At 63.7% G+C, this 13,340-nt stretch carries 19 protein-coding genes; 2 read left to right on the top strand and 17 right to left on the bottom strand.

Features of this window, described 5'->3' with window-relative positions:
- Positions 1-285 precede the first annotated feature (285 nt).
- The 13 genes from ACTHQV_RS18365 to ACTHQV_RS18305 all read right to left on the bottom strand — a co-directional run bounded on the left by ACTHQV_RS18365 (position 286) and on the right by ACTHQV_RS18305 (position 10,582).
- Positions 286-810 carry a T6SS immunity protein Tdi1 domain-containing protein gene (locus ACTHQV_RS18365; RefSeq protein ID WP_440492188.1) on the bottom strand — a complete coding sequence of 175 codons (525 nt, stop codon included), beginning with the start codon at positions 808-810 and terminating at the stop codon, positions 286-288.
- A gap of 647 nt (positions 811-1,457) precedes the next feature.
- Positions 1,458-1,703 carry an HGGxSTG domain-containing protein gene (locus tag ACTHQV_RS18360; RefSeq protein ID WP_440492187.1) on the bottom strand — a complete coding sequence of 82 codons (246 nt, stop codon included), beginning with the start codon at positions 1,701-1,703 and terminating at the stop codon, positions 1,458-1,460.
- Positions 1,704-2,198: 495 nt separating this feature from the next.
- Entirely contained in the window at positions 2,199-2,645 is a 447-nt protein-coding gene (locus ACTHQV_RS18355; protein ID WP_440492186.1) for a hypothetical protein, read from the bottom strand.
- Entirely contained in the window at positions 2,642-3,916 is a 1,275-nt protein-coding gene (locus ACTHQV_RS18350; protein WP_440492185.1) for an AAA family ATPase, read from the bottom strand. The genes ACTHQV_RS18355 and ACTHQV_RS18350 overlap by 4 nt, the downstream gene beginning before the upstream one ends.
- Positions 3,913-4,887 carry a DUF7146 domain-containing protein gene (locus ACTHQV_RS18345; RefSeq protein WP_440492184.1) on the bottom strand — a complete coding sequence of 325 codons (975 nt, stop codon included), beginning with the start codon at positions 4,885-4,887 and terminating at the stop codon, positions 3,913-3,915. Before ACTHQV_RS18345 ends, ACTHQV_RS18350 begins: the two co-directional genes overlap by 4 nt.
- Positions 4,877-5,398, bottom strand: coding sequence for a hypothetical protein (locus tag ACTHQV_RS18340; protein WP_440492183.1), 522 nt, complete (start codon positions 5,396-5,398; stop codon positions 4,877-4,879). Before ACTHQV_RS18340 ends, ACTHQV_RS18345 begins: the two co-directional genes overlap by 11 nt.
- Positions 5,395-5,706, bottom strand: coding sequence for a hypothetical protein (locus ACTHQV_RS18335; protein ID WP_440492182.1), 312 nt, complete (start codon positions 5,704-5,706; stop codon positions 5,395-5,397). The genes ACTHQV_RS18340 and ACTHQV_RS18335 overlap by 4 nt, the downstream gene beginning before the upstream one ends.
- Before the next feature lie 391 nt (positions 5,707-6,097).
- Complete coding sequence (locus ACTHQV_RS18330; RefSeq protein WP_294328281.1) at positions 6,098-6,268, bottom strand: helix-turn-helix domain-containing protein; 171 nt, start codon at positions 6,266-6,268, stop codon at positions 6,098-6,100.
- A gap of 83 nt (positions 6,269-6,351) precedes the next feature.
- Positions 6,352-6,948, bottom strand: coding sequence for a hypothetical protein (locus ACTHQV_RS18325; RefSeq protein ID WP_440492181.1), 597 nt, complete (start codon positions 6,946-6,948; stop codon positions 6,352-6,354).
- Between the two features lie 16 nt (positions 6,949-6,964).
- On the bottom strand, positions 6,965-7,396 hold the full coding sequence (locus ACTHQV_RS18320) for a tyrosine-type recombinase/integrase (protein ID WP_440492180.1): 432 nt from the start codon (positions 7,394-7,396) through the stop codon (positions 6,965-6,967).
- On the bottom strand, positions 7,336-8,214 hold the full coding sequence (locus ACTHQV_RS18315; protein WP_440492179.1) for a tyrosine-type recombinase/integrase: 879 nt from the start codon (positions 8,212-8,214) through the stop codon (positions 7,336-7,338). The genes ACTHQV_RS18320 and ACTHQV_RS18315 overlap by 61 nt, the downstream gene beginning before the upstream one ends.
- A gap of 179 nt (positions 8,215-8,393) precedes the next feature.
- Positions 8,394-9,074, bottom strand: a complete 681-nt coding sequence (locus ACTHQV_RS18310) for a response regulator transcription factor (RefSeq protein ID WP_440492178.1) — start codon at positions 9,072-9,074, stop codon at positions 8,394-8,396.
- A complete protein-coding gene (locus ACTHQV_RS18305) occupies positions 9,071-10,582 on the bottom strand; it encodes a sensor histidine kinase (RefSeq protein WP_440492177.1) in 1,512 nt (503 codons plus the stop codon). The genes ACTHQV_RS18310 and ACTHQV_RS18305 overlap by 4 nt, the downstream gene beginning before the upstream one ends.
- 226 nt (positions 10,583-10,808) lie before the next feature.
- Between ACTHQV_RS18305 and ACTHQV_RS18300 the strand changes: the two genes are divergently transcribed.
- Positions 10,809-10,964, top strand: coding sequence for a hypothetical protein (locus ACTHQV_RS18300; protein ID WP_440492176.1), 156 nt, complete (start codon positions 10,809-10,811; stop codon positions 10,962-10,964).
- Between the two features lie 2 nt (positions 10,965-10,966).
- Entirely contained in the window at positions 10,967-11,170 is a 204-nt protein-coding gene (locus ACTHQV_RS18295) for a hypothetical protein (RefSeq protein WP_440492175.1), read from the top strand.
- Between the two features lie 19 nt (positions 11,171-11,189).
- Here the strand turns inward: ACTHQV_RS18295 and ACTHQV_RS18290 are convergent, their stop codons facing one another.
- From ACTHQV_RS18290 to ACTHQV_RS18275, 4 genes are read right to left on the bottom strand one after another with little or no spacing between them, the layout of a single operon-like run.
- The gene (locus ACTHQV_RS18290; RefSeq protein ID WP_440492174.1) at positions 11,190-11,459 is read right to left on the bottom strand and encodes a hypothetical protein; all 270 of its coding nucleotides are present in this window, start codon (positions 11,457-11,459) and stop codon (positions 11,190-11,192) included.
- A gap of 5 nt (positions 11,460-11,464) precedes the next feature.
- Positions 11,465-12,466 carry a chemotaxis protein CheB gene (locus ACTHQV_RS18285; RefSeq protein WP_440492173.1) on the bottom strand — a complete coding sequence of 334 codons (1,002 nt, stop codon included), beginning with the start codon at positions 12,464-12,466 and terminating at the stop codon, positions 11,465-11,467.
- A 33-nt stretch (positions 12,467-12,499) separates the two neighbouring features.
- Positions 12,500-12,937 carry a chemotaxis protein CheW gene (locus ACTHQV_RS18280; RefSeq protein ID WP_242116543.1) on the bottom strand — a complete coding sequence of 146 codons (438 nt, stop codon included), beginning with the start codon at positions 12,935-12,937 and terminating at the stop codon, positions 12,500-12,502.
- Between the two features lie 26 nt (positions 12,938-12,963).
- On the bottom strand, positions 12,964-13,326 hold the full coding sequence (locus tag ACTHQV_RS18275) for a response regulator (RefSeq protein ID WP_440492172.1): 363 nt from the start codon (positions 13,324-13,326) through the stop codon (positions 12,964-12,966).
- Positions 13,327-13,340: the final 14 nt, after the last annotated feature.

The raw sequence follows: 13,340 nt of genomic DNA, 5'->3' as shown, positions 1-13,340 counted from the left end.
CCACCTACGCCCGGCAATGGCGGCGGAGACGACAATGCACTAACTAACATGCCGGACCACCCGCTGGGGGCTGTTCATCGACCGGACGCGAAACGGTCGGAACGTCCCCATTCTGCTGCAACGATCGAAGCACATCCGCGTCGGCGGCAAGCTCCGCTTCGATGCGGTCTTGATTGAGTTTTGCGGACGTCATGGCCAACACCTTTCAAAGCGACACAGCGCAAGGAGCGAATGAGCCCATCAGGGCATCGCACCGCGAATTTGTAACTGCTATCAAAGGAGCGTCTACCCGGGACCCAAGTTGTCGCGGGTGATAGGGACCCCGCAATCAACGATCTGTAGTGAGACGCTCGCGCCGTCCGGCAGATCGCGAATGTGCTCGAACAGGTCAGCGGTAAACCCGAACCATTCCGTCCAAGGCGCAACCCAAACGTTCTCAACAGTGTAGTCGCCGCCAAGTATTGAGGGCGTAGTAAACGCGTAACATTGGCCATCCTCAAGCGGCATGCCGGCCTCTCGACAGGCGTCCACCAATCGACGTAGCTGCCATCCCTCGTCATCGCGTTGCACGGCAACCCAGAACTCCTTCTCGGTTGCGGCAATTTGCTGACACGAACAGGCGCCACGCTGCAGCATGTGAACCGCCCCGGCAGCGTCCAGTAGGAAAGTGTCGCCAAACAGATTGGTTCGCAGAACGCGAACCGACTCCGGAAGCAGCGACGACCACGGCGACAGGTTCGTCTCATCGGCAGAGGTTGGTAGAAAATAGCTGAGCAGATCAATTGTTGTAGGGTGCCGTGCCGAACGCATCTCCGCAACTGGGGAGGCCCGGTCGCTACGTGCGTCGCGACAGTCCGTAGGCAACGCATCGTAAGCCGGTGGCATGGCTGCGAACGGTTCTAGAAGTCATCCTCGTACTGTCCGATGAGGTTCTAGACCCTCCAACCGAACTGTCCGATTTGCCTGACACCTACCCTGATCGAACGGCCGAAATGTCTAACCAAACGCGTGATCGTAGGGTTCACCCTGATCGGGCAGACGAACCGGCTAGGATCGCAGCAAGGGCTAACCAACCTAGAGCCAGCACCCGCGCCCACGGGGAATAGCCTTGCCGCAATGTGAGCAGTGCGAACGGCATAGGCAGCAGGAACATCACGAACCCCATCCCAAAGCCTACCTGCCGATACTCGCTGTCAGCCATCGCCGCCCCCCCGGTTGCTACTAATTGCCATGCGACATTGCGGGTCAGTCAGTCTACGACGATCTACGGCCCAACCTTAGCAAACCTTAGCAGCTGCCCGCCTATACCTATCGCGCACCTGCGCATGCTGGTCCCGTACCGGTAGCGTCCGGTGGCTACGCAAGGTCGCTTAGCTGAGCTAGGCCACGTAGGATTGCCGACGGCAGCTTCTAGCCACCATCAGTTCGTTTGGCTATTTTGGGTGTACGCTTGTTAGCTAGACCGTGTCCCGTAGGATCCGCCGCAACGCTGACACCTCAGCCGTCCGAAGCCCGTGCTTCAACGCGTTGCGGTTGCCGCGTGGCGCGCCGGGGTTGGTGCCGCCGTGCATCCGGCACCTGCGCTTCCCCCGGACTGCCGGCGATTGGCACGGCGTCCCCGAGCGGGTTCGGGCTAGGCAGCGAAGCGCGTTTGCCAGCGCTTCCGGCTCGGGCTGTATGGGATTGATCGTCAGTTCCTGCATTTAATAACCCCGGTCCATTCATGTGTAATTGTTCGGCAACCACCGCCTGTCCGCCCTCGTAGACATGGACGTGCCGCACGATCTGTTCACGCGGCTGGTGGATCTTCGCCAGCGCTTCCAACGTCGCGCGGCTCTGCGCCTGCGCCTTCATCGCCAGACCCATGTAGCTGCGGAACGCATCAGGGTATTCGCCCGCGTTCCGCCAAGCCCGGTTCATTAGCTCGGTTGCGTTGGCGTCGAGCATAAGCCCTTGGCTCAGAAGCATGTTCGTAACCGGCGCCAGATCACCCGCGGAAATACGTGCGGCCATCGCCTTCATGGCGTCGCCAACTTCAGCGGAGCTGCATTTGACGCTGTCGCTGGTAACAATCTGGCTGGTGAGGTGGTTGGCGAGAAACCCGTGCCGCAGAAAGGGCTCGAGCCTTAATTCTGCCAGCGCTTCGCGTTCGGACTTGCCCGCCGGCATCGCAATATCAGCGGTTTCTTTCGGCTTCGTCATGTGCCTTGCGCCCTTCCCTTCAGTCGCTTGATCCGAGTGTGAATGGCGTCCGTGCTCCGCCCGATGTGGACGCCGATCTCGGCAGCCGTCAGTCCCAGATTGACCAGGTCGCGGAGTTGCGTGTCCTGCGCCACGGTCCACCGGCGCAGCGGGCGGGGATTAACGGAACGAGCGACCAGCGCTGCCACGAGTTCGCTTTCCCGCGGCGTCAGCGCGCGTTCCCGGTTCAGTGCGTTCGCCAGTACGATGCCGATCGAAATTGCATCCGTCGGATCCCGATCGTCGGCGTGGTCAAGAACGCCGCGCCCGCCCCGGTCGCACTGGTCAATTTTGCCCTGCCCGCCCCACCCCGCCCCTATAGGGGGGCGGTCGGGGCGGGGCGCCTGGCAGTGTCCCGGTTGCCCCGGTGCGCCCGCCCCAATATTCAGACCGGGGCGGATCATAGTGGAGCCTCCCCAACCTCGACATACCACCGGTCTTCACGCTTCTGCGGGTCGCGCTTCTGCACGCGTTTCAGTGCGCCGTTGTCGATCCACGTCTTGAGGATACCGGTGATCTTCGCCCGGTCAGCGGCCGCCCCCTTTTCGGTCGACAGCCCGAGGACTTCTGCAATAGCCTCCCCTGCCCACGGCTTCGACGTCGGGTGGTCCTTGTACTCGCCATCTGCGATCAGTGCCTGAACCCGTCGCAGGTGATCGACGGTCACGCCTTCGAAGGCATCCGGCGGCGACCAGGGCACGACGACGCCCATATTGTCGCCGCCAGTATCCGCGTCGTCAGCCGCGGCGTTGTCGAGCGACACGCTGACCATACGAAACCAGTCGGAATCGTCCGACGGCGGCGCACGATTGTTCTTGTCGTCATAGGTCCGGAAGTATCGCCGACGACGTTCCTGCTCGATGCCGTACTTCTTGGCTTCGTCCTCGGTCATACGGTTCAGGACGAGCACGGAACGGCAGGCGTTGATCAGCGCGACCGCCCCTCGTGCAGACAGCGCCGTCGCCTCTGCCGCTCCGGCCTTGCTGACGTGATGCGCCAAGCCGATTCCGCATCTGGCGTTCTTGCCGACCAGTGCCCATTCCTTGGCGATCGCGTCGATCTCCATGTTGTCGCTTTCGTTCGCCGCGTGGGACGACACGAAGGGATCGACGTGGAAATAGTCTACCCCGCGGGCCAGCAGTTCGTCGGTCAGGGCGCCGACGAGCGGTCGGTTGATGACCAGCCCTTCCGCAGCGGTCGACGTCGCTAGCTTGAGGATCGCGCCGTCCAGCGCACTATCGACGAAGAGACGACCGCCAATGTCCGCGGCGGTGATGCCCCAATGCTTGCAAGCAGCCTGGATAATCCGGGACAGCTCCTCGCGGTCGTCTTCGAGGTTCCACAGCCACACCCGCTTCGGTCCGCCGGGCACGTCCTGCCCGAGCAGGTTGCGACCAGTCACCATAGCGAGGGCTTCGCCGACGCTCAGGATCGTCTTGCCGGCAGCGCCCTGCGCAACGACAGCACGAAGATGCCCGCGCTGGATCGAGCGTCCGTAAACCCATTCGCGCGGCTTGATCGTACGGGGGTCGCACCACTCGTATGGCGTAGCAACGACCCGGATCGGTTCGTCGTTGGCGGTGGCGCGCGGCTGTCGACCACGTCCCATAAAGGGCGGAGCCTCGAAAGGCGGCGTGTCCCGGAAGCGCGCCTGCATATCGGCAGCTGGGCTCATACGGGCACCCCACTACGCTGCGCCTGAAGCCAATCGTTCCAGTCCTTGTGCGGCGGCGGCGGCGGCGTGATGCGGACCGACAACCCGCGTTCGACATAGGCAGTGGCGGCCTTCTCCGCTGCCACCTTGCCCGGCTCGTCACCATCCGCGCCGATCACCACCGCGCGCACGCCGTCCGGAAACTGCATGTGTCGCAGCATCGACGTTCCAGCAGCAACCCAAACGGACCGACCGAGCGATTGCGCGATCGTGGCGCCGTCTTCGATCCCCTCGGTGACGACGATACTGGCGGACGCAGGACCCAACCGGATCGCGCCGCCACGGACGTTGCCGAGGCTGTATTTCACCTTCGGCTTGCGATCCTGTTCGGTGGGGACGACCGCTGCCTTGTGCCCGTCGCCAGTGAGATAGGTCCGCTGGATTGCAACCAGCGATCCGTCCGATCCAGTGACGGCGGCAACAAGCGTCGGCAGCGGATCGGGACCATTCGCTGCCAGTAGCCCGTTCCCTTCGATCGTGGGCGGTGGCAGCCGTGCGAACCGCAAGCATTCCGGCAGATCCGTGTCGATGCCGCGGTTGCGCAGGTACAGCGCAGCCGGGGTGCCGGCGATCGGCTGGGCGGCATTCCAGATGCGAGCGACCAGTTTCGACCAGTCCTTGCGCGGTTTCATCGGCGCGGGCTGTGCGATCGGCCCCAGCGCCCCGGCGTCAAGTGTACGAATGGCTTCGACCAAGGACGCGGCAGTGGCCTGTCGAACGAAGTCCAGCACATCACCCTGGGCGCCGCACCCAAAGCAGATGAACCGGTTGTTGAAGATGTAGAACGACGGCGTTTTTTCGGTGTGAAACGGACACAGGCCGCGCAGTTCGTCGCCTGCGCGGTGCAGCTTCACGCCAGCACGCTCGGCAACAGCCGACAGGGCGAAGTCATTGCGGATACGGTCGATTGCCGCGCGCAGTTCACCAGTCATAATGCGGCCCCCTATCCAGAATGTCGCCCAGGCTCGACCTGCCGGGAGCGTAGCTGTTGCGGAATGCCCGCTGCTCGCTGGGCGAGAGGAACCGCGCTTCCTCCCCCTTCGGCTCAATCAGAACCGGCAATCCCGACTGGCGAAAGATGCGATGCGCCTCAGCCAGCGCGCCAGCATATGCGCGAAGATGTTCGGCCGGCGGGATGAACGCAGGACGGTTGCCTTGGCGTACAGAGAATGTCCGCACGACGATGACCCATTCGGTCTGACTTTCTTGTCGGATCACAAGAGCGCGTCGTTGCGATCGCTCGGGGAAGGCTACCAGCACGGTAATTCTTTCAAGGTTCGTGCAGACGACACCGTATCCGCCTTGGGATGCCCAGAAGAGCGCCGCGGACATGGCATCGGCATAGTTGGTGACGGAACGAGGCACGCCATCAGGGCAGAGGCAGTGCCATTGCCCATGCGCTACCTGCTCGACGATGACGAATGTGTGAGGGTCAGGGTTCATACCTCCCCCTCCATTCGATCTAGGACTGTGGCCCGCCACACGATCGCACGCGCACCGGATTCGTTGTGACGGCGCTCACCTGTATCGCGTATCATCCCGAGCTTCAGAAGCTCGGTGTGCCTAGGTTGAAGCGAATACCGCGGCATGTCGGCGATCTTGCAGACTTCCTCGACCGTCAGCCCCATAGGATGGCGGTACAGGATGCCATGCACGACCGCGCGCAGACGGCTCGACAACGGGCCGATCATCTCGGCAGCTTCGCGACTGGTTTCGACGCCACGATGATTATCTTCTGTGGGATACGTCATACGGCCTCCCATTCGTTGAGAGGTGGCAGACCGGCACGATCCAACAGCGTCGCAAACCAGTCGGCTTGCTTCTCGGTCATGGGCGTTGGGTCGACAACAAGCTGTCCCAAGAACGACCCGGCCTTCCGGGTCATCGGCGGATTATTGGCCCGTAGAAGGGCCAACGCTGCGGCTGTGACGGGCGTCATCCTAGCGCCCCCCATGCCAGTTCAGCAATTAAGTTCGCTCGGGTTTTCGACAGGCCAAAGGGTACGAGCCGTTGCCTACGCAGTAGCTCGGTGGTATCCTTCCGATTGTCGCCGCCAAGCAGACAAATCATCGGAAGCCGCTCGGTCAGCGCCGAGCGGCTTTCTCGTTTACGGGCGACCCCATTCCTGGTTGCCATGGCCTATCACGCGACCTCGCCCAACAAAGCACGCCGCGCGCTTGCGTCAACGATCAGGCGCTTGCGGCCAACCTTAACGGTATCCAGCGTACCGGCGTTGATCAGCTCGTAAGCCTTTGTACGACCGACCCCGTAGATGTCACAAAATCGGTTGATGGGATGGAGCACTGCTTGCATTCGTCGCCTCCAAGAATGCTGGCGAACGCCAGCGGGCGACTACGGAATTGAACCGACGGTTATCCGGTTAGGATAGGGCCAAATCAGATTTTCGACATCAACCCCGGCTGACGCAGGCAAGCTTCAGCCCATTCTTTTGCTTGGTTGAGGTCGCCCTCGACGCCGGAGACAGTTTTGCTGCGATGCCGGTTCACAAAAGCTTTGGTTTTGTCATCGGCCGCAGCATCCCATTCCCAAAGCGTCTTTTCGGTAATCTTACCGCCCTTCCGCCCTACGTGCCCCGCTGATGAGAGCACGCGCGCAACGAACTCTCGGGCGTCGCGCTCAGAGAAACCGCAAGACGAAAGGACCGCTACCGCTAGGAGGCCGTACTTCTTCACGAGAAGACGACTTAGGGAGTCTTTAGCGCTACCCCCGCTTGGTAGAGGCTGGAACAAGGCAGGCTTTCGCCCAATATGAAGGTCCAAAAAAGCGGCCTGAAGGTCGTGCAGCGCGGCAATTCCGGGGTTACCTTCGAAAGCTGGTATCGAGTTAAGTGCCCCGCAGACCCGTTGAACTAACGCAGCCATCAGGGTTTGCGGCAATTCGCCAAGGGCCGTAACGCCGTCAAGCGATCTGCGAGCCTCAATGTATTTCTCGCCCAATACAGAAAGATCGAGGTGCAGGTCACGAGCCCACACTTCCGAGTCCTGTCGCTTATCCGACATTTAATTTAGCATTCACAGAGGTACCGGCTCGACAAATGTAACTGCCCCAACCATCCAGCAGCTTGCGCCGCATCTCTACGAACGTCGTCCGTTTGTACGCTCGGACGACTTTATCAGGTACGACGTGCGCCAACGCTGCCTCGGCAACCGGATCGGGTATCTCAGGCATCTTCTCGGCAGCCCAATCGCGAAACGAGCTGCGGAAGCCATGCGCGTCGTACGGCTGCCCCGCAGTCCGCAGCACCTTATTCATCGTCATGTCGGAGAGCATCCCGCCTTGTTGCCCTTGGAACACCAGCTGATCGGCCTTTGAAACGGCGTCCCCCTTGACCTGCCTCAGCAATCCGACGGCAGCGTCGTTCAGGGTGACGGTGTGCCCGGAGGCGTCCTTGCCCTCATGAGCGAGGCGGGCCGATTCCATTCCTTCTTGTCCAGATCGATCTGCCCCCAGCGTGCCCCGCGGACTTCGCCAGGCCGGGCGGCGGTGTAGATCTGAAACAGCAGCGCCGATCGACCATTCGTGGCGAGCTCACCAGCAAGCTTGGCAACGAAGGCCGGCACGTCGGCATACGGCATCGCCAGGTAGTTTCCGCCCTTCGGCTGGCGCGGCAGCCCAACGGTAACTGATCGGCCTGGGGCTTCGGTCGGACGCCAGCCCTTCCCGTGCGCGAAGTTGAGCACTGTACCAATACGCTGGCGCACCTTCCGAGCCATATCGACCTTGGTGGTCCAGATCGGTGCCAGCGCACTCGATATGTCGGCGGCGGTCACTGCATCGACACGCAGGTCACCGATCGCTTTGTAGGCATGCGTCTCGAGCGAATTGATGAATGTGGCGGCGCCCTTGTCGGACCAGCCTTCCTTCAGAGCGGCATGGGCGACCTTCGCAGCCTCCCGAAACTTTGGGATCTTCGTCCGCTCACGGTCGCGCTCGGCGATCGGATCGAGCCCCGACTTCGCAGCGACGCGGAGCATGGCCGCCTTGTCCCGCGCTTCGGCTAGCGTGAGTATCTTTCGCTGCAGGAGCGGGATGATGATAGGGGACGCCTCCCCCTTCCCCGCTGCGCGCGGCGAAACGTCGACCGAACCTAGGCCAATGTCGCGCCGCTTCCCTTCGACCTGCACCCGCAGGAGCCACGTTTTCGCACCAGTCGGTTTAACAAGCAGGTATAGCCCGTCGCCATCAGCATGCCGGCCGGGCTTCGCGTTCTTCACTGTCAGGGCAGTAAGCTTCGCCAAATCGCTCCCCTATCCGTTCCCTCACTGTGACGCGATTGGGAGCGAACGTCAACGAACAGTCACGGAACATACGTTCCTTACCTGTTTCAATCTAGGAGAGAGAAACGAACTACAGCGAACAGTGGCGAATAGTTAGTTAGAAGCCTGCACGGGGCACCACCGCTTTCCGCGTCAGCCCATCAGCCCGGCGGCGCGAGGCGGTAGCCGACGCCCGGTTCGGTCAGGATCAGCCGCGGATCGGTGGAATCCTCCTCCAGCTTCTGGCGCAGATAACCAATGTAGACGCGCAGATACTGGCTGTCGGCCGATGCCGATCCCCAGCCGACTTCGAGCAGCCGCTTGTGCGTGACGACTTGGCCCGCGCTCATCGCCAGCGCCTGCAACAGGTCGAATTCCTTGCGCGACAGGCGGATCGGTTCGCCCTCGATCCGGACCGAGCGCGCGTCGAAATCGATGGTCAGCGGACCGCTGACATAGGTACGCGGCTTGAGTTGAACGCTGGCACGCCGCCGCACGGCCGCGCGGATGCGCGCGGTCAGCTCGCCGATCTCGAAGGGCTTGTTGACGTAATCGTCGGCGCCTTCGTCGAGCGCCGCGATCTTTTCGCTTTCCTGATGGCGTGCCGACACGACGATCACCGATGCCGCGCTGATCGCGCGGACTGCGCCGATTACGGTTTTCCCATCCATGTCGGGCAGGCCGAGGTCGAGCAGGATCAGGTCGGGATCGCTGCGCTCGACTGCCGCGACCGCCGACTGTGCGTCGCAGGCGGTGGCGACGTCATAGCCCGCCGCACGCAGGCTCGGCTCCAGCACCGCGATGAGCGAGGGTTCGTCGTCGACGATCAGAATCCGGGTCATGCCGTGCGTGTTCCGCTGGCGATCGGCAGTTCGATAACGATCTTCGTGCCTCCATTGGCGACGCCCGGCGTCCGTGCCTCGATCGATCCGCCCAGCGCCTCGACAAAGCCCTTGGCGATCGCCAGCCCCAGCCCGCTGCCGCGCGGCGACGCCTCACTGCGGCGGACCCGGTAGAAGCGTTCGAAGACGCGGACTAGGTCGTCCTCGGGAATACCGCAACCCTCGTCGGCGATGCCGATCCGGCAGCGATCGCCCAGATCCTCGGCGCTCAGCACGATGCGGGTACCATCGGGGCTATAGAGGATCGCATTGTCGAGCACGTTGATAAGCACCAGTTCGAACAGCGCCGGGTTGGCCGACACCGCGATGCGGGTGTCGAGGCCGTTCGTTTCGAAATGGCGGTTGCCGGCGCGCGGGCGCACCCGCTGGATCGCGACGCCGATCATGTCGGCCACACCCAGCGTCTGGAGCGAGGCAGGATCGTCGCCCGCCTCCAGCTTGCTCATTTCGAGCAGGTTCGAGGTGTAGCGGTTCAGCCGTTCGCAATCGTCGACGATCTGGCGTAGAAACTGGTCGAACGTATCGGCGTCCAACTTGTCGCGGTAGAGGCGCAAGCTCGACGCCGATGCGCTGATCGCGGTCAGCGGCGTACGGAAATCGTGGCTGACCGAATTGAGCAGTGCAGTCTTCAGTTCCTCCGCCTTGACGCTCGCGCGGCGTTCGGCATTCTGTTCGGACAGGATGGCGCGTTCGAACGCGACCGACACGCTGCCGCCAAAGGTCCGGAGCAGATACAGGTCCATCGGCCCGGCCCCGGTCTCCTCCAGCAGCAGCACGCCGATCGTGCCCGCGCTGCCATCCAGCCGGATCGCCACCAGCGGGCGGTCGACCAGCATCCCGTCGTCGCTGGCCAGCAGCGTCGCGATTATCGGCTTGACCTCGCGTACGGTCTGGGTCGGCCCCAGGGATTCGACGCCGCCGGGCCGCAGCCGCAACAGCGTCAGCCGGGCGTTGAGGATCGGTTCGGCGACCTCGGCGAGCGCCGCGGTGATGTCGACCACCCGCCCGGCGGATTGCAGCGCACGGCTGAGCCGCAGCAGGTTGGTCAGCCGCGCATTGCCGAGCTTCGCTAGTTCCGACCGGTCGCGCAGCCGCCCGGCAAGGATGCCGGTCACGATCGCGCACAGGTTGAAGATGAACAGCGGCGCCAGATCGCGTTCGGTGCCGAGCCGGAAGGAAAAGGCCGGCTGGGTAATGAAGAAGTTGAAGATCAGGAACGCCGCCGCCGCCGCGATCAGCGCGCTGGACAGCCCGCCGACGGCCCCGGCAACGGTCACGCCCAGCATGAACACCAGCGCGGCGGTCACCTCGTCATAATGGGCCGCGACCAGATTGCCGACCAGCGCGAGGACGAGGATGACGGTCGCGGTCGAGGCAAGCCCCTGCCGCGTCAGCGACAGCTTGAACCCGCGCGAGGCGAGGTCGGCAGTGATCGGATGCGACGGCATATCGGCAGATCCACTCCCACGCACGTGCCGCGGCACGGCCCGCATGCCCCCGGCCGATGCGTAGCCGGGCGGCGCAGGCGGTCCATACATAGGAAAGCTATAGTAACGGCTTAACGCCACTTCGGCCTAGCACTTGTTTCGGGCGTTGCGGTGGCGAAGCCGTACGGAAGATCGAGTCCGTCCGGCGCCTTCCGCCGCCCCCATCAATCTGCGCAGGAGAGGATGTATGCAGTGGCCGTTTATCCGTCGTCAGCGTTTGCAGGACGCGTTGCTCGACGCCGATCGCCGGTTCAATCAGGTCGAACACGCCGCGCGCACCTATCGTGACGAACGCGACCGGCTGCGGGCCGCGTTGACCGCGGTCAGCAACTATCCGCACTGACGATGGTCGACATCGCTGCCTTCGTCGCGATCCCGATCGGGAACATCGTGATGACGATCGGCTTCCTGAAGCTCATCTTGGTATCGGATCAGGCGTTGGCGCAGGTGGGCGGTCGCCACGCGACGCGCAACCTGCGCGGCCTGATCTGGGTCGCGGTCGGTGCCGCGCTGTGCTTCCTGCCGCTGGCGCTACGCTATCCGGGATAGCGTCGCCCCGCCGCCTCGGTCAGCCGACGTGGCGGCGCAGGCGCTCCAGCATGTCCTCCAGCGTCACTTCGGCCAGCCGGTCCTGTCCGTCGCCGCCGCGCAACACCGTCGCAAGGTTCAGCAGGATCTGGGTGACGTGATCGATCGACTGCAGGCCGGTCAGATGCCGGCGCAACGTCGCCTCGTCGCTGCCGAGGTCGAAGGCGAGATCGCCCAGCATCCGCGAGGCGCGCACCAGCTCGTCGGCCAGTGCGTCGCCCATCGGGATCGGCTGCGGAAAGGTCGCCACCGCGTTCATTTCGAACACAGCTTCAGGACGCTGGCGGTCAGCGCGTCGGCCGCGATCGGTTGCGCCACCATGCCGCGCGCCAGCGTGTGGCCGCCATTCTCCGCCGGGGAAAAGGCATAGCTGCCCGCCCCCAGCATCGCCTTCAGCCCGCCACCACCGTCTTCGCTGCCATCGATCATCAGCACGCCGACCGCATTGGCGCCCGCCGCCTTGGCCGCCGCGGCGAACAGCAGCGAGATCGAAGGCCGCTCGCCCGCCACCGGATCGCGCGCCAGGAGGCGCAGCTTGCCCGAGGGCCAGGCATCGACCACGACGTGGCGATCGCCCTGCGGCGCGAAATAGATCGTGCCCTGCTTGATGGCCATGCCGTCCTCGGCGACGACAACCTTCGGCGCGACCTGCGACCCGAGTTTTTCGACCATGCCCTCGACCAGTCCCGGGCCGAGATGCTGGACGACGATCGTCGGCGGGCAGTTGGCGGGAAAGGCGCCGAACATGTCGAACATCGACGCGGTGCTCGACGCATCGCCGCCCAGCACGATCAGGCGACCGTTCCAGTTGATTGGCGGCGCAGCCTTCGCCGCCGGCCCCTTCGACTTCGTTGGGGCGTTGCGCGCCGACTTGATGCGTTTGCCGAGCTTCGCGATGATCGCATCGAGTTCGGCCGGCGCCGCGACGCGCGGTTTCGGCAGGCAGTCGATCGCGCCGAGGCGCAGCGCCTCGATCGTCTCGCCCGCGCCGTCGGTGGTGCGGGTCGAGAACATGATGACCGGCATCGGCTTCGATTCCATGATCTCGGCCAGGTATTCGATGCCACTCATGCCCGGCATCTCGACGTCGAGCGTGATGACGTGCGGCTTGAGCGATGCGACCATCGATCGCGCCTCGTCGGCACCATCGGCGAGGCCGACGACTTCCACACCCGGAATCCGCTCCAGCGCTCCCGAAATGAGCGCCCGCATGGTCAACGAGTCGTCGACGACGAGAACCTTCGTGCTAGCAGCCATGATGTGTTTGTCCCAAAAAGATTACGCGGTACGTCAGGCGGCTTCGGCCATCGGCTGGTCGACCAGCCGGTCGAGCGCCAGCACCAGGATCATGCGGTTGTCGATCGTCGCCAGTCCTTCGAGGAAGCGCGACGATTCGGTGTCTCCCATGTCGGGGACCGGCTGCATCGCATCGGGATGGATCGACACGATGTCGTTCACCGCGTCGACGATGATGCCCTGCAACTGTTCGCCGATGCGCACGACGATGATGACATGGCGCGCCGACGGATCGGTCTGGCCCCAGTTCAGCCGGTGGCGCAGGTCGAATACCGGCAGCACGACGCCGCGCAGGTTCACGACGCCGCGGACATAGGGCGGGACGTTGGGCAGCGGCGTCGCCGGCGACCAGGCGCGAATTTCGCGGATCGCCATGATGTCGACGCCGAGAATCTGGTCGCCCAGCTGGAAGGTGATGAGTTGGCGGGACATGCTCTAATCCTCGGGCCGGAAACGGGTCAATGCAGCACGCGGCGGATGGCGGCCGCGAGCTTTTCGGGGTGGAACGGCTTGACGATCCAGCCGGTCGCGCCGGCATCGCGCGCACGCTGCTTCTTCTCGTCCGAACTCTCGGTCGTCAGCACCAGGATCGGCAGGTTGCGTCGCCCCTGCCCGCGCACCTCGCTGATGAGGCCGAAACCGTCCATGCGCGGCATGTTGATGTCGGTGATGAGCAGGTCGGGATGAAAGCCGTCGAGCTTTTCGAGCGCGTGGACACCGTCCTCCGCCTCGACGACGCTATATCCCAGATCGGTCAGCGCGACCCGCAGCAACATCCGCATGCTGGGCGAATCATCGACGGTCATGATCGTCTTTGCCACGGTAGGCTCCCTCG

It is taken from the genome of Sphingomonas sp. SAFR-052 (assembly GCF_051965015.1).
Lineage (GTDB): Bacteria > Pseudomonadota > Alphaproteobacteria > Sphingomonadales > Sphingomonadaceae > Sphingomonas.
Note: the sequence above shows the minus strand (reverse complement) of the source record. Positions and strands in the feature narration are given on the sequence as shown.